The following is a 22080-nucleotide window of genomic DNA, read 5'->3' on the forward strand; positions in this document are numbered from 1 at the left end:
GGGGTGGACGCGTCCGTCCGGCGAGGTCGGATCAGCCAGCCTGAAGGAGGAGACATGGGACGAACAGGGCAGGCCGTGAAAGCGAGATGGCGGGCCTGGCGGTCAGCCGTCGCATCGGGCAGCCGCCATGATCGCGACCGGGGGGACGTCCCCGGCTGGGTCATGATAACCGTCATGACGGCGGCGCTGGTGGTCGCGATCGCCACCCTGGCGACGCCCGCCCTGCAGAACCTGTTCACCTCGGCCATCAACTCGGTGTCGGGTATCGGCGGTGGCGGCTGAGCTCGCGGCCGCCGCGGGGCCGGACGGGATCGACGGCGGCCCCAGGGGAACCGGGCACCGACCGGACGCGGTCGAGGACGGCGTCGAGGACGCCTCGGACGCCTCGGACGCCTCGGACGCCTCGGACGCGGCTGACGCGGCTGACGGCGGATCGGCCGTCGTCGAGTTCATCCTGGTGGGGACGTTGTTGCTCTTCCTGATCCTGGGGATCATCCAGGTCGGCCTGGTGCTGCACATCCGCAACACGCTCGCGGCGGACGCCGCGGAGGGAGCCAGGCACGCGGCCAACCTCGGCGTACCGGCGAGCGAGGGCGGTCCCTACGCCCAGGCCCTCATCGCGCGGACCATCCCGGGACGGTCCGACGCCGTCTGCACCGGGGCGCAGGTCGATGGGCCGGGTGGCACGCCGCTCGCGGAGGTCACCTGCCGGGTTGCCGTGCCGCTCGTCCTGGTCCCACTGGGCGACGGCATCACGATCACGGTGAAGGGCCATGCGCTCAAGGAACTGCCGTGACGAGGGGTGGCGTGGCGGGAGATCGGGTCGCGCGGGCGATCCTGCACTCCCTGCCGCGGGCGATCATGATGATCAGGACAGGTTGTGTGGCTTTCGTGCGCCGCGTCGGTCGCATAGGCCGCGTTGTCGGGCCCGGACAGGAAGGCCGGGCGACCAGGGCCGACGACGGTTCGGCGATGATCGAATTCGTTGGATTGTCCGTCGTGCTGCTCATCCCGTTCGTCTACCTGTTCCTGTGCGTCTTCGCGGTGCAGCGCGCGGCGTTCGGGGTGACCCAGGCCGCCCGGGAGGCCGGGCGGGCGTTCGCCACCGCGGACAGTGAGACGCAGGGCATGGACCGGGCGCGGCTCGCCGCGCAGCTCGCCCTCGCCGACCAGGGCGTCCCCGGCGCGCCACAGGTCCGGTTCGCTCCCGAGGGCGCCGACTGTGGTGCGGGGGATCCCGGAGACGGCGCGGCAACCCTGGAGCCGGGCGCGTCGTTCGTCGTCTGTGTCCGTACGGTCGTGGCGCTGCCGGGAACCGGCGCCTTGTTCTCCGGCATTACCGATGTCACGGTTAACGGCCAGTTCACCGTAGTGATTGATCAGTTCCGCGCCGACAGGCGGGAAACCCAGCCCTAGCAGGGGTTTCGTACGTTCACGKGGTTACGCGGGATCGCAAGGTTTTACGGGGTCCGGTGGACTTTTTGGCGGCGAAGGACTTGTCCGGCTCGGGGAGCAACTCGGCTCGGCGCGCCAGGTCGGCGAATTTGGGGGAGCAGAGTCCGGTCTGCGGTCCCTGAAGCGTGACTGGCTCCCCAAAACTCGRCCGCCACGCGATGTACACCACGTCCGTGGACTCCACTGATGTCGATCCGCGCGGACACCTGGCCGTTCTTGCTGGGCTGGCTATCGGCGTCTGCCGGCCCACTGCTGTATGAGGGCTGCGGCGGCCTCGTGGTCGATGGTAACTCGGTTGCTGAGTACGGCGTGCGCGGCGGCGAGTTTCCTGACGAGCTTGTCGATGAATGCATGTGTGTCATCGCGGCTGAGGTTTCCTTCGGTGATGATTTTTGTGTAGCGGACGGTGTCGACGATGGCGGACTTCACCCGTTCGTGGGAGAGGTAGGTGTCGAGGTCTGACTGCCATCCCTCGGTGGCCGGACCGTTGACAACGGAGGTCCACCCATGGACGAGTGCGGCTGACTCGTCGGGCTGGTAGCTCATCTTGTGCAGGTGGACCGCAAGATCATAGACCGGATCGCCCCACAGGGCGAGTTCCCAGTCGAGGAAGTAGGCTTGGCCATCCGAGATGATGATGTTCTTGCGGTGGATGTCGGTATGGAGAAGGCGGAAAGGCCGCGGGTGCAGCGTCGTCCATCGACTGTTGATCTCGGTGAGCGCGTCGATGGGGATGCCGAACTCGGCGTACAGATCGCCGAAGTCGGGAAGGAACCGGGAATGCACGCCTGCGGTGACAGCGGACAGGCGGCGGGCGAAGTCGGCGGTCCGCCCGTCCGCCGGCCAGCCTGGCGGCGATTGCGGCAGGCGTTCGCGCGGGACGAGGCCGAGCTGCCCGAAGAGTTCCACGACGTCGCCGATGACGTGGTCGGGGACACGGGTGCCGCGTGGTGCGGTGTTGTCGAGGAGCTGACCGGGAAGGAATTCCACGATCTGATAGCGGGGCTGCATGCGGGCGTAGAGCAGACGGGGCGCGTGGGTCACGGTCCCGCGGATGGCGCGCAGCACGTCCCCTTCCGGCCAGATCATCAGGTCCATGATGTCGCTGCCCGGAATCGGGATACGAACAATCACGTCTCCGGCCGGCGTGTCCATCCGGATGTTGTGATTGTAGAAACCCGACGCGGCATCGGGGCGCCCGACCGCCTGCCGGTACAGTTCGTCGGGCCGCCACGTGTGCCCGTTGAGYAGGTCGGCGACGAAGTCCTCGACGCGGGCGTCAAGATCGGTAAGCGTGCCGAACGGCTGGATTCCTGCCCGTGCCCGGCTCGCGGCGGCGGTCACCTGCCCGTCATCGATGCCGAGGATGGACAGTGCGTGCGCCGAGCAGAGGATGATTGTCGGGTAGACGTCGGCTGCTTCCAGCTCGCGGACGCTCCACTGGAGCGAGGAAACCGCTTCGTCGAGCTGACCCCGGCGAGCATGGACCAGGGCGCGGTAGAACTCGGCGCGGGCTCGACCGGAGCGATACCCGACCCCATCGAGGGCGGCGCACGCGGACCGTAGGGAGGTCTCGGCCTCGTCGAGCTGRCCGCATCGGAGCTGCCCGATGGCGAGAGCGGTATACGCCTTGCCGAGCTCGTGATRGGCGCCGATCTCGCGTTGGATCTCGATCGCCTGGCCTGCCTCGACGATGGCCTCGGCAGGGTGGGTATAGGCGAGGAGTTCGGCCCGGTTGGTCTGGATGTTGGCCAACCCGAGAACGCTATCGGCTGCGGCGTAGTGGGCGGCGGCCTCGTCGAGATAGCGGGCGGCGGCGTCGAACTCGAACGCGAACCGGTGGGCGAGGTGACGCATCCGGGCCACGTCTCCGTGAAACTCGGTGTCCTGCCCCGGAGCGGACGCACTCAGGTCGGTGGCGAGTGCTTCCGCGTCTCGGAACCGGCCCTGGGCCATGTGAAGGTCGGCGGCCCACAGGCCCGCGGTCAGCCGGGATGCCCCCGTGGCGTGGTCCCAGACCTGGGTGTAGGCGTCGAGCGCGGCCCGGGTCTCACCGGCGATGCGTCGACCATGTCCGGCGGCCACGGCGAGCCGCGCGCCGACCATTGTGTCGATGGCCAGAGCGGTGACCGGTTCGGGAACCAGCGCCGTGACCGTGGCCGCGTCGCCGAGGCGAATCGCCGCCTCAGCCTGCAGGCACCGCAGCGCTTCGGGCAGGTTGTCGTGGTCGGGTTGGTCGTTGAGCCGGGCGCGCAGGTCCTCGGTGATGCCTTGGGCTGCGCTGTGTCCCCCACGGCGAACCGCGTGGTCGGCATAGCCGAGGATGCTCTCGCCGCTGATCTGCCGACCCCGCAGGGCGTGATACGCGGCCTCCCGCAGGGCGCGGGCGGCATGAGCGCCGCTGTCCTGGCCGGTCGCCTGGTCGGCCCGGTTCTCCCACAGTCCCTGTAGCAGGGCGTGGATGTCGGTGGTAGTGCCCGGAGAAAGCCGTTCCCGCAGGGCTGCGGCCATGAGCTGATGAAACCGCAGCGCGGTGTTCGCCGGGTATACGAATGAATATGCGGTGAGGGATTCCCAGGCGATGCGATGTCCCGGGAGATGGAACGTGGCCGTCAGCATCCGAAAAATATCATAGTCGAAGATTCGCGCCGGGCTCAGGACCTCCAGTGATCGAATCTCTTCCGGGGCGACATGCTGAAGAAAGCGCGCCAAGATCTCCTGCTGGGACACGAGGGCACCGCTGACCCGCCCACCGGTCTGCAGGTGCGTGTCCACCGCCAGGTTCAGATAGAATGGGAGACCTGCGCTGGCGTCCGCAATTGTCTGGCGCTGGAACGGATCGGTGATCCCACCGGTGTCGAGGASTTCCAGCCGGGCTTCCATGGGCAGGCCGCCGATGTCGCATATCTCGATGAGGCCGTCCCAGTCGGGATCCGTCAGTTCCCACCGCAACGGTTCCCGGCTGGCGATGACCACCAGGCCGCGGTCGAGCTGTGCCACGAGATCACGTAGCCAGGCATCCGCGAGTTGCGCCCGTCCGGTGCGTACCGGGCTCGGCACCAGTGCCTCGTGGCTGTCAAGGATGATCACATACTGTCTGTCCTGGCTGGCAGCCCGAAGGTCTTCAGCGAACAGAAACGTGACGGCGTCGGCGAGCTCACTGTTCGGCAGGTCGTCGAGTGTCGCCAGGGTGGGATCGCGCCGCACCCGCAGGCGGCGGCGTATGTCGCAGCCGCCACGCTCCAACAGCTTGATAAGGCCGCGGGCCGTACCGAAAATCGGAATTCCGGTCATCGTGTCGGCGATATCCGCGAGAATGGAACTCTCGTCGACGAATGCCAGTTCCGAACGGTTCAACCGCAGATGTGGGTGTAGCCGCTGCCACAGCACTGCGTAGGCGATGTCGAAGYGATCGAAGTGTACCCCTTGCGACCCCAGTTCGTTGCGTAGCACCGCCAGCGCGTCTTCCTGCTGGCGCAACGAGTGCACCTGCAGATCGAGTGATGCCGTTCGATACCGGGTTGCCGCCCGGTCCTTCAACTCGCGCAGTAGTCGTGACTTACCTATACCGCCCACGCCGATGGCGTTGAAGACCCGTGGACCGTCACCTAGATGGGTCAGCTCTTCGGCGAAAGCCGCCAGCACCGGTTCGCGGTCCACGAAACGCCGCTGCAGTGCGGCGACCMGATGAAACCGTGGCGCAGGCGCCATGTAAACCTCCGACCATCACAGACCGCGATACCGTCGAGGACGATGCAATCATAGTCGAGCTTGACGACGCACGATGGACCAGCACATCGTGCTGCGGCGCGATCCGATCCTTCCGACCCGCACCCGGGGGGCGAGCCCGGGTGCGGGACCGCGACCACGGTTCCGCACCCGGGTAGGCGTGCGCCGTGGGATCCGGTCGGCTAGTCGTTCTCGAGCGGAATCTCGTCGAGCGGGATGTTCAGGTAGGACGAGGAGCCGTCGGTGGACGAGATCTCGATTTTGCTGTTGGTGACGGTGGCGTCGCCGAAGAACCTGTCCTTGGTGTCCACGACCAGCTGTATCTGGTGGCCCGGCGTGATGCGGTAGTCGGCCGGCTGTAGGTGGATGTCGATCGTTTGCGTCTCTCCCTCGCGGTCGTTGAGCAGGGTGAAGGGCGCGCTGGTGATGATTTTTGCCTTACCGGTACCCGGGTCGACGTCGAACAGGTGCGCCACGAGCGTCGCGCTCTTCGCGGACGGGGTGACCGTGAGATGCGCCGAGACGGTTCCGGTGATCTGACTCGGTGCGGTGAGCGGTTCGGTCGACCACACCGCGGCGTCCTCGCGGGAGATCTCCGAGGTCTCGTACACGATCGGAGCCCCCAGTCTTTCGAGGACGCCGGTMTTTACCAGGGCCGGGGCTATCAGTGCTGGGGTGTCCGTGCCGGCCCGGAAGGTGTGGCTCCACCCGGAGTTGGGCTGAGGCGTCAGTGAGCCGTCCGATGTCCCCGGCAGCGGCRCGTTCAGGTAGTAGCGTCGCGGCGGCAGCGTGTACGAGTCCCAGTCGGCGAGCTTCTTGATCGTGAACAGGTTGTGCATGTACTCGGTGTGCACGTCGCCGTCGTTCTCCACGCCGTTCTCCTCGTCGGCAACGAAGCGGTCCAGCCAGCGGAAGGTCGTCGCTGTCGGACGACTGATGCCGCCGAGAAATCCCTTGATCTCGTCGCCGCCGTGATCTCCGATCAGTACCAGGAGACGTTTGGGACCGATCAATGCGTTGAAGAACTCCACCACCGCGGGTACCGAGAAGATGGTCTCGTGCCAGTAGGTGCCGAGGAAGATGGGGACCCTCCTGGCGTTGAGCTCGTTCAGATAGGTAACCGGTGAACGGACCGCGCTGAACTCCAGCAGCCGTTCGATATTCCGATTCGCCCGGAAGTCGTCGAAGATTTCCCTGACTTCGGCGGAGAGGTTCTCCTCGCCGAACAGCTTGGCGAGCTCCTCGAACGCCAGCAGGTGTCGTGTCTCGTTCTCGTACAGCGATCGGCCCAGATCGGCCCAGGYGCTCTGCGCGCACACGGCCCGCACCCGGTCGTCATGCGCCGCGATGATCAGGCTCTGGCCGGCGCCGTAGGACGACCCCGCGAACCCGATCCGATCCTGATCCGCGCGGTCGGGATAGGTGTTCAGTACCCAGTCGATCACGGCCGAGCCGTCCGCCCGGTCCCGCGGACCGGCGACGTCTATCTTCCCTGTGGAGTCGGCGATCCCACGCTCGCTGTACGCGACCGCCAGATATCCCTTGAGCGCGAAGTTCAGGAGCATCCCCGGATACGACTTCCATCCCGTCGGCGCCAGCGGAGCCGGCATGATGACAACCGGGTGCGGCCCCGGCTTGAGGGGGACCAGCACGCCGGCGTCGAGTTGGACGTCGGCATCGGCTCCGGGGATCCTGGTCGCCGTGAAGGTCCCCGCCCCCCGCAGTTCCCCGAACTTTGCCACGGTCGCCGGCGGGAGATTCTTGAAGTCGCCGCTCTCGAGATTCTCGAGAGCGGCGATCTCCGCGTCGAGCAGTGTTCTGTCATTGGGCGCGAAATCGAACACGTTCGTGGTCTTGGCAGCCGTGGTCACTTGGATGATCCCCTTCTGGGTATGGGAAAAGGAGCCTGCCGGCGAACCTGGCCGACGGACGCGCGATCGTCCGCGGCCGTGACGAGGTGAGATCCGGATATCGGATCCGTGGTGCGGAAGTCTCCCGGTGCACGGGTTCGGAGCCTAGAGGTGTACGCGATCGTCAGGGGTGAGGTGAGTACTTTGTCCGCGCGCCGTACGGCAAGATGGTTTTGACCCGCACGCGGCTGCTGGTTACGAGCGAAGCCCTGCAGCCAGGACAGCGAGAGTACGAACAGCGCCAGCACGCCCACAGCGGCGAGCCACCGCCCGAGRCCCGCGGGCGAGCGGAAGCCGATGGCGAAGGCCACGCCGAACACCAGCGMCGTCGAGACGAGATTGCGAGCACGCTCGCCACGACGTGTCCCACGATCAGTGCRCCGCCGTTGACGTCCATCGAGYGGAACCGGTCGATGACTCCGGTAGTAAGGCGGATCAGTGCCGCATGACCGTATTCTCCCGCAATGGGGCTGCTATTCTTCCACAATAGGGTTGCTAATAGGGTTGCTGGGGCAGTGGGTTTCCGGCCTCGCCTGTTCGGCCTTCCGGCAGGAGCGTCAGCAAGGAGAACGCGTGCCCGTGACCAAACATGTGCCTGTGACCAGCGGCGGGACGGGGTCGGCCGGAGCAACGGGGTCGGCCGGAGCAACGGGGTCGGCCGGAGCAACGGGGTCGGCCGGAGTAACGGGGTCGGCCGGAGTAACGGGGTCGGCCGGAGTAACGGGGTCGACCGGAGTAACGGGGTCGACCGGAACACCGGACGGAGTCGTCCGCCCGGACGGAGTCGTCCGCCCGGACGGAGTCGTCCGCCCGGACGGAGTCGTCCGCCCGGACGGGACCAACCGCGCGGACGGCGGGACCATTCTCGTGCTGACGTTGGGGTATCTCATGGTCGCGGCGATGCTGGTGGTCGTTGTGACCGACGTGTCCGCCGTCTACCTCGCTCGTCGGTCGGTGGCCTCGGCCGCCGACGGCGCCGCGCTGGCCGCTGCCCAGCGCATCGACGAGAACGCGATCTACACCACCACCGACGCCTTCGAGCGCCTGCCCCTCGCCGACATCGCCACGACCGTCGATCAGTACCAGCGCCGGGCCGATCCGAGTGGCCGCACGATCCTCACCTCCACCCTCGTCGACGCGACGACGGTGGAGGTGGAGGGCACGCGTGTGGTCGACCTTCCGGTCGTCGGCTCCCTCGGGGTGGGTCCGGTCACGGTACGTGCCGGAGCGCAGGCACAGTCGGTGGTCCGCCAGCCCGCTGCACCATGACGCCGGCCGGCGCCGGAACGCCGAACCGCGCCGGTTGCGTGCGCGTCACCCGTTGGCTTTCCTCCGACCCCTGATGCAACCAGGTCGAGGTGGCGTCCATGAGATCGTCGAGACCGTGGCCGGTGCGGCGCTCGGCCAGATCCGACACGTCCCGGACCAGCCGGGCCACCCATTCGGCCGGCCGCCCGGCGGACAGCGCCACCGCCTGAGCGGCGTGCTGGGCTGCCTCGTCGCGATCCGGGACCTCCCGGGCCAGCGCGGCCCGGGCCTGCGCCATCCGCACCGAGACCACCATGCCCGTCTGGCCGCTGCCGGTGATCAACGTCGAGGCGCGTTCCAGGTGAGGCGTGGCCTCGTCGGCCGCGCCGACGGTGGTCAGGGCCTCGGCGCAGGCCAAGGCCAGATCCGCCGGGGAGTAAGTGTCGAGCGAGAAACCCGGCGAGCCGTGGGCGGTGTCGTCGAGCCGTTCCATCGTCTGCCAGGCTCTGGCGACGGCGTCCCGGACGCCTGCCCGGTCGCCGGTCGCCGCACAGGCGCTGGTGACGACCTTCCCGGCGATGAGGGCCCGGGTGGAGCTGTGCCCCGCGATCCGCGCCGCCGCCCCGGCGATCTGCAAGGACACCGCCGGGCTGTGTGGGCGGACCACCCGGGCGCGCAGGGCCAGGGCGCGGGCGGCGAGTGGCCCGTCCCCGGCCGCCCGGGCGAGCGCCGCGGCCCGGTCGGCCCGCGCAGCGGCGTCGGAGTGTTTGCCGCGGTCGTAGGCGGTGGCAGCAGCCACCGTCGTGACCGCCGCGTGCAGCCGCATCCACTCCAGCGCCGGCCGGCCGCGCAGCCGGTGCTCCCGGGGCACGGTCTGTGTCGTGCGCTCCAGCGAGACCAGGGCGGACGTGGTAGTGATCAGATCAGACGTCTCGTAGGCCCTGACCGTCGCGGTCAGGGCTGCCATGCAGGCTTCGTGCAGGCCGGACGCGTCGCCGCGCAGACTCACGGAGCCCACCGCCGCGAGGCCGGTGGCAACCAGGACAGAGCGTCGGTCTGCGACCTCCGGGACCTCCGACACGATGGGACCCTCCGTGCTCCTGCGGGAATGATCGCGGCCTTCCGCTGGCACGCGACGGGGCGGTGAGTCGCCGCCGCTAACGGCGTGATCCGATCGCTCGGACGACGGATCCGGTTATTCACGGCGGCCTTCCTCCTCTTCCCGTGGTAGTGGTCGGTTTCCCGTGGTAGGGGTCGGTCCTTGAGTCTTCGTCCCGTCCCGGCGACATCGACCGGTGCACACGCGCGCACCGGTCGATGCGTCCGAGCTCTCCGCATCCGGGCTCTCCATGGCCGACACCCATATGGTCGCGGGGCCGCACTGTCCCGACGAAACCCGGCGTTCACGTATTCGTGCGCGAAGCGCCGCCTTCGAAGGTATCGTTTGGGGGCCGCGGACGCGTCGAGTTGTGCGCACTCGGCGATGTGGTACGTGTCTCTTCAGGGATTGGTATCGGTTGTTGTCGGAGGTTGTTGTCGGACGGCTGAACCGCCTGACCGCCCGGGGCCGCCGTAACGATTGTCCGCAGTGCGGGCGTCGGTTGGCCGAAATGCTCGTGGCATCCCGCGAATGTTTCATCCTCGTGTCGTCGAGCCATTGCATGTTTCGCCACGATGATGTTTCCCGGTCGAGGCGTCGTCGGGATGCCGTCGGGATGCCGTCGGGAGGTCGCGGGGATGCCGTCGGGGCTCGGCGCGACGCCGATGCGAACTCGGCCGGCTCCCGTCCGGGCGGACAAGATCCGTTGTGGCGGTGGCCCCGGGCGCCGCCGGTAAGGTGAACAGCATGGCCGTCGACCTGTCCGAGGAGATCAAACAGCTGGATGCCACGTTGACCGGCATCGAGACGGTTCTCGACGTGGAGGGGTTGCGCCGTCGCGCCGAGGATCTGGAGCGTCAGGCCGCGGACCCCGACCTCTGGTCCGATCAGGACCGGGCCCAGGCTGTCACCCGCCGGTTGTCGTCGACGCGCGGGGACATCGCCAGGGTGGAGGGGCTGCGTCGCCGTCTYGACGACATCGCCGCCGCCGCGGACCTCGGCGATGAGGATCTGCTCGCCGAGGCCGCAGCCGATCTTCCCAGGCTGTCCAGTGACATCGCCGGTCTCGAGGTTCGGACCCTGCTGTCCGGCGAGTACGACGAGCGGGACGCGATCGTGCAGCTCTCGGCCGGGGCCGGCGGGGTGGACGCGGCCGACTGGACGGCGATGTTGCTTCGGATGTACCTGCGGTGGGCCGAGCGGCACGGCTACGCCACGGAGGTCTTCGACACCTCCGAGGCCGAGGAGGCGGGTCTGAAGTCGGCAACTTTCCAGGTCAAGGCGCCCTATGCGTACGGGACGCTGCGCAGTGAGCACGGGGTGCACCGGCTCGTCCGGATTTCGCCGTTCGACAACCAGAACCGGCGGCAGACCTCCTTCGCCGGGGTCGAGGTCACCCCGGTCGTCGAGCTGTCCGACCACGTCGACATCGACGACAAGGATCTGCGTATCGATATTTTCCGTTCGTCCGGTCCGGGTGGGCAGGGGGTCAACACCACCGACTCCGCGGTCCGCATCACGCATCTGCCCACGGGCATCGTGGTGACGTGTCAGAACGAGCGCAGCCAGCTCCAGAACAAGGCCGCCGCGATGATCGTGTTGCAGGCGAAGCTCCTGGAGCGGCGGCGGGCCGAGGAGGCGGCGGAGAAACAGCGCATCACCGGCGGGCCACAGGACGTCTCCTTCGGATCGCAGATCCGTAACTATGTCCTCCACCCGTACCAGATGGTGAAGGATCTGCGTACCGACACCGAGACCTCGAACACCAGCGGTGTTCTCGACGGCGAGCTCGATGATTTCATCGACGCGGAGATCCGGTGGCGGCGGTCGGTTGAGAACCAGGCGTGAGAGGGTTCTTCGGAGCTTTTGTCGACGCCTGGGATGTGTCTGGTTCCGGACTGAGCGGGCAAGCCTCGCCGCACCGTCCGGGCGCTCGTGGCCCGGCGAGACGATGAGCGCCYGGCGCCCGGCGCTCCGGTTCCGGAGTTCCGGAGTTCCGGAGGTTCGGAGTTCCGGGGGTTCGGGGGTCTGGAGATCCCCCGTTTCCGGGACGRCATCCGAATGTCGCCTGCCTCTCGGGGAACGGACGGTGAAAAGACAAAGATCCGGCCGTGGTGGGAACGTCGGTGTGACGTAGGCCCGGCCGGCGGCTCGGCCCGGCCCGGCGTCGGGGAAGGACTCCACCGGATCTCCTGACGCCATTGGCATGCCGGGTATACACGTGTAGAGTTCCGGGTAGTTCGCGGACCGTTCGATTTTTTAGTTTCGGTGTCTTGATCTGGTCCGCCTACTGCTTCACCCGATGGGATGTACGCCCGTGTCACCTGGTCGTTCACAATTGCGAACCGCTGTCGCGGAGGGAGTGCGGTCTGTGTCCCTGCACACGAATGCACGCATGTATATGTGTGGAAATAACGGTGCAAATCCGGGCAAGATGGCCAGTCTCGCCGGTACGGGAACGCCGTGACCTCCCTGGCGCCTGCGGCGTCCGGCGCCGCAGGCGGCGTGTTCGAGGGTGCGCCCACGATGCCCCTGCCCGTCCTTATGTACCACGGCGTCGGTGATTCGGTGAGTGCGGACTTCCGACGCTGGGAGGTCCCTCCCGGTGCCTTCGCCGAGCAGCTCGAGGCCCTCGTCGAAAGCGGCTACCACCTCACCGGTCTCACTGACGCGCTGGCACATCCCACCCGCCGCCAGGTGGTGATTACCTTTGAGAACGGCTTCGAGGACTTCGTCACCACCGCGGTGCCCGCTCTGCGGGCGATCGGGGCCAGCGCTACCCTGTATGTGCCGACCGCCTTCGTCGGCCGGCGCGCCACCTGGCTGGATGGCTACACCGAGCGCAACCTCCCCCTGTTGGACTGGTCCGACCTCGCCGCGCTCGCCGGGGAGGGCATCGAGCTTGGCTCGCACGGTCACCGTCATCTGGAGCTCGACGTGGTGCCGACCGCTCTGGCGCGGTACGACGTCACCGCCAGCCGGCGGCTGATCGAGGAGAGAACCRGCCGGCGTCCGGACAGCTTCTGCTACCCCTTCGGTTATCACTGTGCGGCGGTGCGCCATGTCGTCGCGGCCGCCGGGTTCGAATCAGCCTGTGAGGTCGGATACCGCATTCATCAACCGACGTTGTCCCGGTTCGCCATCAGCCGATTGATCGTCAATCGGGCCGCTGGGGCGGCCGACATCCTTCGGCTCGTTTCCCAGGGGCATCGCGACGCCCTGCTCAGCGTCCGGCGAGGACTGCAGTCGGGGTGGCGGACATATCGAGCGGCGCGCTGGCGGCTCGGCCGAGGCGCCTGACGACGGGGGCGCGGGAAACTGGAGTCCGGGGCCCGGCGGTTACCGCGTGCTCTCTCACACGACCGCGAGCCGATAGCCCCGCTTGATGACGGTCTCGACCGCGCAGCCGGCCGGTCCCAGCGCGGTGCGTAACCGGGCGACGGTCATCTCGACCGCGTGTTCGTCGGTCAGCCCGGCCGTGCCCGTCCGGCGCAGCAGCTCGGCTCGGGACAGCACCCGGCCGGGACGCTCGGTCAGCGCGTCGAGGACTGCCGCGGTCCTGGGTGCGAGCATCACCGGCTCGCCGTTGACGATCACTGCCCCGCCCTGGACCCGCAGCACGTGCCCCGCGGCCTCGACGGTCCGCACCCGGCGACGCGGGAGCTCGTCGGACAGCGTGCGCACGAGTGCTCCGAGCCGGAACCGGTCCGGGGTCACCGTCGCCACGCCCTGCCGTTCGAGGGGGGCGGCACAGACCGGACCCACGCACGCGGGCAGTACCTCGCCACGCAGCGCGGTCAGCAGTTCGTCGAACTGTCCCATCTCCCGGGCGATCCGTAGCAGGCTCACCACGGCGGGYGCGCTGGTGAAGGTGACCGCGGAGACCMCGCCGGTGACGATGAGCTCGACCATCCGGCGGACCGGCCGCAGATCGTCCGGTGGTTCCCACCGGTACACCGGTATCTCGACGACCTCGGCACCCGCCGCGCGCAGTCCCTCGACCATGTCTGGCAATGGCTCGCCGTGTAGCTGCACCGCGATGCGCAGCCCGGCCAGGTTCTCCGTGAGCAGATGGGCGACGAGCTCGGCGCCGGATTCCGAGCGGGGCGACCAGCACTCGGTCAGCCCCGCGGCCCGGACGGCGCCGGTGACCTTCGGCCCGCGGGTGAACAGCCGGGCGCCGTCCAGCCGGTCGCGCAGCCGCTCGCCGAGCCCCCAGCCCTCGGCGGCCTCCACCCAGCCGCGGAAGCCGATTGCCGTCGTGGCGATCACCGCGTCCAGCGGCCGGGTGAGGCACTCCCGGGTCGCGGCGAGCAGCAGGCTGTCGTCGGCAAGCGGCACTATGCGCAGGGCCGGGGCATGGACCACCCGGGCTCCGCGCCGTTCGAGGAGGTTCGCGAGCTCGTCGCGGCGACGCGCGGCCGTGACCCCGACGGTGAAGCCGAGCAGCGGTGGCAGCGCGGCGCTGACGGCCGGCTCCCTCGATGTCGCCGACGCCGGGAACATCCCGGGTGCGCTGGTGGTTTCGGGCGGGCTGGTGGTTTCGGGTGTTCCGGCGGTCCCGGGTGCGCCGGACCGGTCGCCAGCGTCGGGCCGCCCGGGACTACGGATTGTCACAAGGCTACCTCCTGGGCTGGGGTCCCGCGCCGATCCCCCGGTCACCGCAGGATCGGACACGGCCATGTCCACGCGCTTGCCGGTGTGCAACGCCGGTGTTAACCGGCACCGTTGCGTATTCACGACGTCCGCATCGAGCGTTCGTCGGGCATCTCACATCCCGTCGTGTCGTGGAGTGCATGCCTTGTAGCCGGACCGACCTGACTTCGAGTCAGCGTTGACATCCTGGGTTCGTACGGTTCTGGCCGTAGCGGGTGCCCGTTCGGACCGGCACCCATCGGTTCGGACGTGCGGGTGGTGCGCGGATGTCTTCTCGATCACTGGTGGTCGTCGGCCACGGCATGGTGGGGCATCGGTTGTTGGCGGYGCTGYGGGACCGCGACGTCGAKGGGCGATGGGATGTCACGGTCCTCGCGGAGGAACCTCGGCCCGCCTATGACCGGGTGGGCCTCTCGGCGTACTTCACCGGGGCCACCGCGGAGGACCTCAGCCTCGTCGAGGACGGATTCCTTGAGCACCCCCGGCTGCGAGTGCGTCTCGGTGAACCGGTCGTCGCCGTCGATCGGGCCGCCCGGACGGTGACCACCGGTGCCGGCCGCACCTACCGGTACGACGCGCTGGTGCTTGCGACCGGTTCCTACCCGTTCGTCCCACCGGTACCCGGCCGGGAGGCCACCGGCTGCCACGTCTACCGCACGATCGAGGACCTGGATGCGATCTCCGCCTCGGCGCGCGGCAGCCGGACCGGGACCGGTGTGGTCGTCGGTGGCGGCCTGCTCGGCCTGGAGGCGGCGAACGCGCTGCGTAGCCTGGGGTTGGCCACCCACGTCGTCGAGTTCGCGCCCCGGCTGATGCCGGCCCAGGTCGACGAGGCCGGCGGGCAGACACTGCGAGCCCACATCACCGGGCTCGGGATCGGCGTCCACACCGACACGGCCACCGAGCGGATCGAGGCCGATGCCGACGGGCGGGTCGCCCGAATGGTCTTCGCCCGTCACCCCGAGGGGCTGGCCGGCCTCGACACCGACGTCGTCGTGTTCTCGGCGGGGATCCGCCCGCGGGACGCTCTGGCCCGCGAGTGCGGACTCGACGTCGGGGATCGCGGTGGCATCGTCGTCGACGAGGGCTGCCGCACCAGCGACGAGCACATCTATGCCGTCGGCGAGTGCGCCCTGGCGGCCGGACGGGTGTACGGGCTGGTCGCGCCCGGATACGCGATGGCCGAGGTCGTCGCGGACCGTCTGCTTGGCGGCGACGCGACCTTCACCGGCGCCGACATGTCGACCAAGCTCAAGTTGCTCGGCGTCGATGTCGCGAGCTTCGGGGACGCCTTCGGGACGACTCCCGGTGCGCTGCCTATCACGTTCGCCGACCCGGTGGCCAAGGTCTACAAGAAGCTGGTGCTCTCCGACGACGCGCGTAGCGTCCTCGGTGGCATCCTTGTCGGCGACGCGGGGGAGTACGGAACGCTGCGGGCCATGGTCGGCTCCGCCGGGGTCGTGCCGGACGATCCCGCGCGGCTCATCCTGCCGGCCGGCGACGTCGCCGGGGCCGGCGGCTCCGGGGCCGGGGTGGCGCTCTCCGCCGGGGCGCAGATCTGCTCGTGCAACAACGTCACCCACGGTCAGATCTGCGCCGCGATCAGCGCGAATGGCCTTACCGACGTCGCTGGGATCAAGGGGTGCACCAACGCGGGCACGAGCTGTGGCAGCTGCGTGCCGATGCTCAGGACGATCCTCGGCCAGCAGCTCGCCGCCGCGGGCCTCGAAGTGTCGAAGGCGCTGTGCGAGCACTTCGACGTCAGCCGGGCCGAACTGTTCGAGATCGTCCGGGTGCGGGGGATCACGACGTTCTCGCAGCTGATCGCCGAGCACGGTCGGGGCCGGGGCTGCGAGGTCTGCCGGCCGGTGGTGGCCTCGATTCTTGCCTCCCTCTACAACGGGTACGTCCTAGTCGGCGAGCAGGCCGCCTTGCAGGACACCAACGACCACCTGCTCGCGAACATGCAGAAGGACGGCACGTACTCGGTCGTCCCCCGGCTGCCCGGCGGCGAGGTCACGCCCGAGACGCTCATCCTGATTGGCGAGGTGGCCCGGGACTTCAACCTCTATACGAAGATCACCGGCGGGCAGCGCATCGACCTCTTCGGCGCCCGGGCCGAGCAGCTGCCGAAGATCTGGAAGCGGCTGACCGACGCCGGACTCGAGTCCGGACACGCCTACGGCAAGGCGTTGCGGACGGTGAAGTCCTGCGTCGGGGAGACCTGGTGCCGCTACGGCGTACAGGACTCCACCACGTTGGCCGTCGACCTGGAGCTACGCTACCGCGGCCTGCGATCCCCTCACAAGATCAAAATGGCGGTCTCCGGCTGTGCCCGGGAATGCGCGGAGGCGCGGTCCAAGGACGTCGGGGTGATCGCCACCGAGCAGGGCTGGAACCTGTACCTGGGCGGCAACGGCGGTCATCGGCCCCGGCACGCGGAGCTGTTCGCCTCCGACCTCGACACCGAGACGCTCGTCCGCTACATCGACCGTTTTCTGATGTTCTATGTGCGCACCGCCGATCGCCTCCAGCGCACCGCGCCGTGGGTGGAGAGCCTCGACGGCGGCCTTGGGCATGTCCGCGAGGTCATCGTCGACGACTCGCTGGGCATCTGCGCCGAGCTTGACACGGCCATGGCTTACCACGTCGCGACCTATCAGGACGAGTGGAAGACGACGCTGGCCGATCCGGTCGCACTGCGCCGGTTCGCCTCGTTCGTCAACGCCCCCGAGGGGGCCGACCCCGACGTCATCCACGTCCTCGAACGCGGCCAGCCCCGGCCGGCCCGCCCGGCCGAGCGGGCGGCCCTCATCGCCGGTGCCACGCTACCCGTGGTGGCTGACCGTTTCCTTGCCTATCCAGGCTCCTTGCCTATCCAGAGGGACGAAACGGACACAAAAGCCTCTGGATAGGCAAGTAGGCGCATCACGGACGATTTGGAGGCCGCCATGATCTGGACCGACATCTGTGCCCTGGACGATCTGACTCCCGATCGCGGCGTGGCCGCGCTCGTCAACGGCGCCCAAGTGGCCATCTTCCGGCTGAGCGACGGTCCCGTGCTCGCCGTCGGCAACGCCGACCCGATCGGCCTGGCCAACGTGCTCTCCCGGGGTCTCGTCGGCTCCCGCGGAGACCRGGCCGTGGTCTTCTCGCCGTTGCACAAGCAGGCGTTCGACCTGGCGACGGGGGAGTGCCTCGATGCCGAGGGGGTGCGCATCCCCGTCTACCCGGTGCAGGTGCAGGACGGTCGGGTGCTGGTCGGCCCCGTCGCGGCGGCCCGGCCGGTCAGCTGAGGCGATCAGTCGGGCGATCAGCCGAAACGGTCGGCTACGGTGATCGGCCCCGAACGGGCTGGTCAGGCCGCACACTGGGAGAAAGCCGACGCGGGAGGGGACGAAGATGACCGGTGCGCAGACAGCCCCGGGCGGATGGGTGGCCCTTGTCGGTGGCGGTCCCGGGCGGGCGGATCTGATCACCGTACGCGGTCTACGGCTGCTCCAAGCTGCGGATGTCGTGGTGGTCGACCGGCTGGCTCCCCGTGAACTGCTGGACGAGGTGCGACCCGGTACCGAGATCATCGATGCGGGCAAGGCGCCGCACGGTCACAACCTGACCCAGGACGAGATCAACGCGGTGGTCGTCGATCGGGGACTGCGCGGGTTCGGTGTCGTCCGGCTCAAGGGCGGCGATCCGTTCGTCTTCGGTCGTGGCGGCGAGGAGGCTCTGGCCTGCGCCGCGGCCGGCCTGCCCTGCGAGATCGTCCCCGGGGTGACGAGCGCCGTCGCGGTCCCCGCGCTCGCCGGGATCCCGGTGACCCACCGGGGCATCACCCAGGACGTGGCCGTCGTCAGCGGCCACATCGATCCTTCGCATCCCGGTTCCACTGCCGACTGGGACGCGCTCGCTACCGGTCCGGGCACGGTCGTCGTGCTGATGGGCGTCGGGGCACTCTTTGAGATCAGTCACGAGCTGGTGAAGCGGGGCCGCCGGCCGGAGACTCCGACCGCGGTGATCCACGCTGGCGGGACAGCCGATGAGACGATTATCATCGGGCCCCTGGTGGATATCGCCCAGCTCGCGGCCGAAGCCGCGATCAGTTCTCCCGCGGTCATCGTAATCGGAGATGTGGTTACGCTACGTGATCGACTTGCAGGCGTGATAGGTACCGTCGGGGCGGTCCCAGCGTGGCCGGGCTCAGGAGACGTGACGGGCGGCGAGGACCGCCAGTAGCATCACGATTGCGATCAGTGCGACGATCACCTGCGGTGACATCTGGAAGAAGTTCTGGCGCAGATACTCGCGCGAGGCGCGGCAGGTGGGACACCGGCCTTCGACCACTAGTCCGGCGCAGCGCGCGCAGACGAGATCCTCGCTGCCCATGGCGCCTCCTTCCCACCCGTGACGGATGCCATGATCGGGCGATCGTCGCACTTCCCCGGGATGGGGGACAACACCCGGACGTTCCGGATGGAGCACGACCGCTGGCGACGCGCACGATCGACTTCCACGTTACGCCCGCGCACGGTGGCGTGCCGCTCCGTCAAAGGTYGATCGGGCGGGCGGCGACCCGTCCGGGCTGTTCCCGGAGATTCCGGTCGGGCGTAACCTGCGGTCCCCGACCTTCGTCACGCCCTACCATACGGCTACTGAAAGTCATAGGCGTGCGGGAAGGCGCAATGATTGTTTTGAGTTCCGTGAGCAAGCGGTACCCGAACGGCGACCGGCCGGCGCTGGTCGATGTCACCGCGGAGATCGGTGTCGGTGAGTTCGTCTTCCTCGTGGGTCCGTCCGGATCGGGTAAGACCACATTGCTGCGATTGCTGCTGCGGGAGGAACGAGCGACGTCCGGCCGGGTGCTGGTGGCTGGCCGTGACGTCGCGCGGATCCCGGACCGCGGGGTGCCCCAGTTGCGCCGGCTGGTCGGCTGTGTCTTCCAGGACTTTCGCCTGCTACCGAATCGGACCGTAACGGCGAACATCGCGTTCGCCCTTGACGTGGTCGGCCGTCCTCGGCATGTCGTGCGCAGCGTCGTGCCGGAGGCACTCGACCTGGTCGGCCTCGCGGAGAAGGCGGACCGGTATCCCGACGAACTCTCCGGAGGCGAACAGCAGCGGGTCGCGATCGCCCGGGCGTTCGTTGGCYGTCCACGGATCCTGCTGGCCGACGAGCCGACCGGCAACCTCGATCCGAACACCAGCATCGAGATCGTGAACCTGCTCGACACTGTTCATCAGGCCGGCACCACCGTCGTGATGGCCACCCACAACGCGTCGCTCGTCAACGCGATGCGCCGCCGGGTGYTCGAGCTGAGCGACGGCGCGCTGATCCGGGACGAGGCTCGCGGACGTTACAACCAGGATGATCTGGCGGTGCCGATGATTCCCCGGCCCCGGCCCAGGGTGCCGGCCGACCGGGTCCGCTGATGCGACCGGGTCTGCTGGCGTCGCTGCTGTGGACGGGCCTGCGCCGCAACCTGGCGATGACCTGTGCCATGATCATAACTGTCACGATCTGCCTGGCGTTGCTGGGGTCGGGCCTGCTCCTGCGGGCGCAGGTGCACACCATCGACGACTTCCTGCTCGACCAGATCGAGGTCGTCGTTGATCTCTCCGATGGCATCACCCCGGGCGAGCGGTCTGCCCTCGATGCCGAGATCGCGGCGGATCCACTGGTCGCCGACGTGCGGTACGAAAGCAAACAGCAGGTGTACGACCGTTTCCGCYGGGACTTCCGTGGATCGCCCGACGTCCTCGCCGGTGTCGGACCCGACGACCTGCCCGCGGCGCTACGACTCACGCTTACCGATCCGCGAGYGGCCCGCGACATCGTCGTCACCTACACCGGCCTCGACGGGGTGGAAGCTGTTCGCGACCAGCGCRGCCTGCTTGACCCGTTGTACCGGTTCCTCGACGCCTTCACAGCGGGCGCTTTCGCCCTCGCCGGCGTGCAGGCCCTGGCGTCCTTCGCCCTCATCTACACGATGATCCGGATCTCGGCGCACGCCCGGCGACGGGAGACTTCGATCATGAAGATGGTCGGTGCTTCCAACGGAACAATCCGGGCTCCGTTCGTCTTGGAGATCGCGGCGGTGGGGCTGGTTGGCGGGCTGCTCGCCACGGGCGTGCTTGCGTTGGYCAAGATCTACCTGGTGGACGGCCGGTTCGCGAAGCAGACGATGTTCCCCCTGTTCGGTTGGTCGGCGGTCTGGGAGACCGCGGCCGTCGTGCTGGGGGTCGGTGTGCTCGCCGCCGCCGTGATGGCTTCGGTGGCGCTCCGCCGTCATCTGCGGGTCTGAGGCGTCATCCGTCGCTCGGCCCCGGTTCGCTTCGATTCGATTCGATTCGATTCGAACTGGACATCATCCTMGATGAATACTTCCTTGAGATAATCTTTGGGTGACACCTCATATTGGCGTCCCTCCGGGCTCGTCCAGGTGAAATGTCCAGGCCTGGGCTGGCACACGGACCATCCCTTCTGCGTGGATTGATCAGGAGATGATGTGCCCGGCCGCCCCGGTCTTCTCGTAGCTCCTTGCTTGGCGTCACGCCTAGGCCGCTTTTCACCCGAGTGTTTCAGCCGGTGATGCCTCCGGCATTTTGGCCCGAGGTTCTGCTCGCTCGTCTGGCCACCTCGACGATGCGGCCTGGTATGATCAAGATCGCAGTGAATGGAAGGCTGCTCGCATCCCGGAAAGACACATGTAGGGTTTCGAGTTCGAACATGACGAGCCAGGGCGGCCGAGGGAAAGCGACGCCGGCTGACCTCCAGAACTCGTCCTTCCGGCGGATCCATCAGTATCCGCCGCCATGTGCACCGGGGGTTCTCGGCCATCTCGCGAACGAGTCCGGCCGGTATCGGGCCATAACCGGGAAGTTCCGCCGGCTGTTCCGACATACCCAGCAGACAGGAAGCCGACACGACCACCTGCATCTCGATACTTACACGGTCACGATCCCGCCCCATCAGCAGGTCGTAGAAAACGTCGGCCCGACGCTGCTCGAGCCCGCGACCGTCCTGCGCACCGCCCGCCCTCCTCGCCAGAAGGTCCACTCGTCGAAACGCCGCGAGCATGCGGTCCGCCGGAAGCGAGGCCGAGATGCGGCCCATACCATCCGGCTCGGCCCGCACCGTCACCCGACGCGCCTTCGTCGCCCTGCGGCGACGCTGTTCCGCGCCCTGAGGGTCTACCAGCACCACACGCCGTCGAACGGCGGCCGCGAACGCTGCGTGGCTCGGCCGCCCACCCCGACGCAGAACCGTCTCCGCCACGTCCGCGGCCTGGTCGTCCGACAGGTTGGCTGTCAGTCGTTCCAGCACGGTCAGCCGCTGGGAATCTAGCTCACCATGTTCCAGGGCAGTCAGCGCGGCCGGCATGCGGCGGACGACGCCGACCGCGAAACCCAACTGTTTGTTTYCCGCCGCTGATGACATTCTCAGCTCGGCGGCCAGTTCGTCTCCCGCGAACTCGTGAAATCCCCTAGCAACCCCGCTCTCATCCTCTTCCGTGGGCGGCCGTAGCTGCGCGAACCTCGCTCTCACGAGCAGCCGTGCCGCCTCCCAGCGCGCGATCTCCCGACCGATCTCCACATCTGCCCGGAGACATCCGTCCGCGTCGAGTTCAGCTACACGACGACCATAAACCATCGATGAGTCCAGATGACGGGAAAGAGAACCACGGTCGTCGACTCCGGTGTCGCGGGGGCCCAGAGCCTCTGCTTCCTCGCGCGGGCTGGACTTGCCTGAACTGGACTCGCCCGGACTGGACTGTGAGCCGGGCCGAAGCGATGAACCGGGTCTGGTCACTGGATGCATCATGCCGCCTGTCATGGGCGCGTAGAGGGAGCGGTTGGATCTGCCGGCAGGAATCGCCGCCGATCCGCCTGAACACTCTGGCCATCGAACTTGTGTTCGAGTATAGTACTCGCTGGCACCGTTCATCAAGTCCATCGTCATCAAGTCCATCGTCTCGACGGCCGAGCA

At 68.2% G+C, this 22080-nt stretch carries 17 protein-coding genes; 11 read left to right on the forward strand and 6 right to left on the reverse strand.

Features of this window, described 5'->3' with window-relative positions; translation table 11 throughout:
* Positions 1–54 precede the first annotated feature (54 nt).
* The 3 genes from CcI156_RS27615 (at position 55) to CcI156_RS06885 (ending at position 1416) form a co-directional block, all read left to right on the forward strand.
* Positions 55–282 (forward strand): hypothetical protein, encoded by a 228-nt coding sequence (locus CcI156_RS27615; protein WP_023839919.1) that lies wholly within the window; start codon positions 55–57, stop codon positions 280–282.
* Positions 283–310: 28 nt separating this feature from the next.
* Positions 311–796, forward strand: a complete 486-nt coding sequence (locus tag CcI156_RS06880) for a TadE/TadG family type IV pilus assembly protein (RefSeq protein WP_369808133.1) — start codon at positions 311–313, stop codon at positions 794–796.
* A gap of 176 nt (positions 797–972) precedes the next feature.
* On the forward strand, positions 973–1416 hold the full coding sequence (locus CcI156_RS06885) for a hypothetical protein (protein ID WP_035730816.1): 444 nt from the start codon (positions 973–975) through the stop codon (positions 1414–1416).
* 267 nt (positions 1417–1683) lie between these two features.
* Here the strand turns inward: CcI156_RS06885 and CcI156_RS06890 are convergent, their stop codons facing one another.
* Both CcI156_RS06890 and CcI156_RS06895 read right to left on the reverse strand, forming a co-directional pair.
* A complete protein-coding gene (locus CcI156_RS06890; protein ID WP_254847297.1) occupies positions 1684–5115 on the reverse strand; it encodes an aminoglycoside phosphotransferase family protein in 3432 nt (1143 codons plus the stop codon).
* 251 nt (positions 5116–5366) lie between these two features.
* The gene (locus tag CcI156_RS06895) at positions 5367–7055 is read right to left on the reverse strand and encodes a CocE/NonD family hydrolase (RefSeq protein ID WP_076804824.1); all 1689 of its coding nucleotides are present in this window, start codon (positions 7053–7055) and stop codon (positions 5367–5369) included.
* Positions 7056–7955: 900 nt separating this feature from the next.
* Here CcI156_RS06895 and CcI156_RS06905 point away from each other — a divergent pair.
* Positions 7956–8363 (forward strand): pilus assembly protein TadG-related protein, encoded by a 408-nt coding sequence (locus CcI156_RS06905; RefSeq protein ID WP_049761044.1) that lies wholly within the window; start codon positions 7956–7958, stop codon positions 8361–8363.
* Here CcI156_RS06905 and CcI156_RS06910 read toward each other — a convergent pair.
* Complete coding sequence (locus CcI156_RS06910) at positions 8305–9423, reverse strand: hypothetical protein (protein WP_011435242.1); 1119 nt, start codon at positions 9421–9423, stop codon at positions 8305–8307. The genes CcI156_RS06905 and CcI156_RS06910 overlap by 59 nt on opposite strands.
* A 765-nt stretch (positions 9424–10188) precedes the next feature.
* On the opposite strand from CcI156_RS06910, the gene prfB reads away from it, so the two are divergent.
* Positions 10189–11289: a peptide chain release factor 2 gene (prfB, locus tag CcI156_RS06915; protein WP_011435244.1), complete on the forward strand. Its 1101-nt coding sequence runs from the start codon at positions 10189–10191 to the stop codon at positions 11287–11289.
* Between the two features lie 615 nt (positions 11290–11904).
* Complete coding sequence (locus CcI156_RS06920; RefSeq protein ID WP_076804827.1) at positions 11905–12741, forward strand: polysaccharide deacetylase family protein; 837 nt, start codon at positions 11905–11907, stop codon at positions 12739–12741.
* A 54-nt stretch (positions 12742–12795) separates the two neighbouring features.
* On the opposite strand, the gene CcI156_RS06925 is transcribed toward CcI156_RS06920, so the two are convergent.
* Positions 12796–13947 carry a uroporphyrinogen-III synthase gene (locus CcI156_RS06925; protein ID WP_076804829.1) on the reverse strand — a complete coding sequence of 384 codons (1152 nt, stop codon included), beginning with the start codon at positions 13945–13947 and terminating at the stop codon, positions 12796–12798.
* Positions 13948–14363: 416 nt separating this feature from the next.
* Here CcI156_RS06925 and nirB point away from each other — a divergent pair, with 416 nt between their 5' ends.
* From nirB to cobA, 3 genes are all read left to right on the forward strand, one after another.
* Positions 14364–17012, forward strand: coding sequence for a nitrite reductase large subunit NirB (nirB, locus tag CcI156_RS06930; RefSeq protein WP_076804886.1), 2649 nt, complete (start codon positions 14364–14366; stop codon positions 17010–17012).
* Positions 17013–17048: 36 nt separating this feature from the next.
* Positions 17049–17393, forward strand: coding sequence for a nitrite reductase small subunit NirD (gene nirD / locus CcI156_RS06935; RefSeq protein ID WP_076804831.1), 345 nt, complete (start codon positions 17049–17051; stop codon positions 17391–17393).
* 106 nt (positions 17394–17499) lie between these two features.
* Positions 17500–18330, forward strand: coding sequence for a uroporphyrinogen-III C-methyltransferase (gene cobA, locus CcI156_RS06940; protein WP_011435249.1), 831 nt, complete (start codon positions 17500–17502; stop codon positions 18328–18330).
* Here cobA and CcI156_RS06945 read toward each other — a convergent pair.
* Positions 18295–18480, reverse strand: coding sequence for a hypothetical protein (locus CcI156_RS06945; RefSeq protein WP_023839929.1), 186 nt, complete (start codon positions 18478–18480; stop codon positions 18295–18297). The genes cobA and CcI156_RS06945 overlap by 36 nt on opposite strands.
* A 296-nt stretch (positions 18481–18776) precedes the next feature.
* Here CcI156_RS06945 and ftsE point away from each other — a divergent pair, with 296 nt between their 5' ends.
* Both ftsE and ftsX read left to right on the forward strand, forming a co-directional pair.
* Entirely contained in the window at positions 18777–19523 is a 747-nt protein-coding gene (gene ftsE / locus CcI156_RS06950; protein WP_076804833.1) for a cell division ATP-binding protein FtsE, read from the forward strand.
* Positions 19523–20395: a permease-like cell division protein FtsX gene (gene ftsX / locus CcI156_RS06955; RefSeq protein ID WP_076804835.1), complete on the forward strand. Its 873-nt coding sequence runs from the start codon at positions 19523–19525 to the stop codon at positions 20393–20395. The genes ftsE and ftsX overlap by 1 nt, the downstream gene beginning before the upstream one ends.
* On the opposite strand, the gene CcI156_RS06960 is transcribed toward ftsX, so the two are convergent.
* Entirely contained in the window at positions 20380–22062 is a 1683-nt protein-coding gene (locus CcI156_RS06960) for a DUF222 domain-containing protein (RefSeq protein WP_371681770.1), read from the reverse strand. The genes ftsX and CcI156_RS06960 overlap by 16 nt on opposite strands.
* Between the last annotated feature and the right edge of the window lie 18 nt (positions 22063–22080).

Origin of the sequence: Frankia sp. CcI156 (assembly GCF_001983015.1) — a bacterium.
Taxonomy (GTDB): domain Bacteria; phylum Actinomycetota; class Actinomycetes; order Frankiales; family Frankiaceae; genus Frankia; species Frankia casuarinae.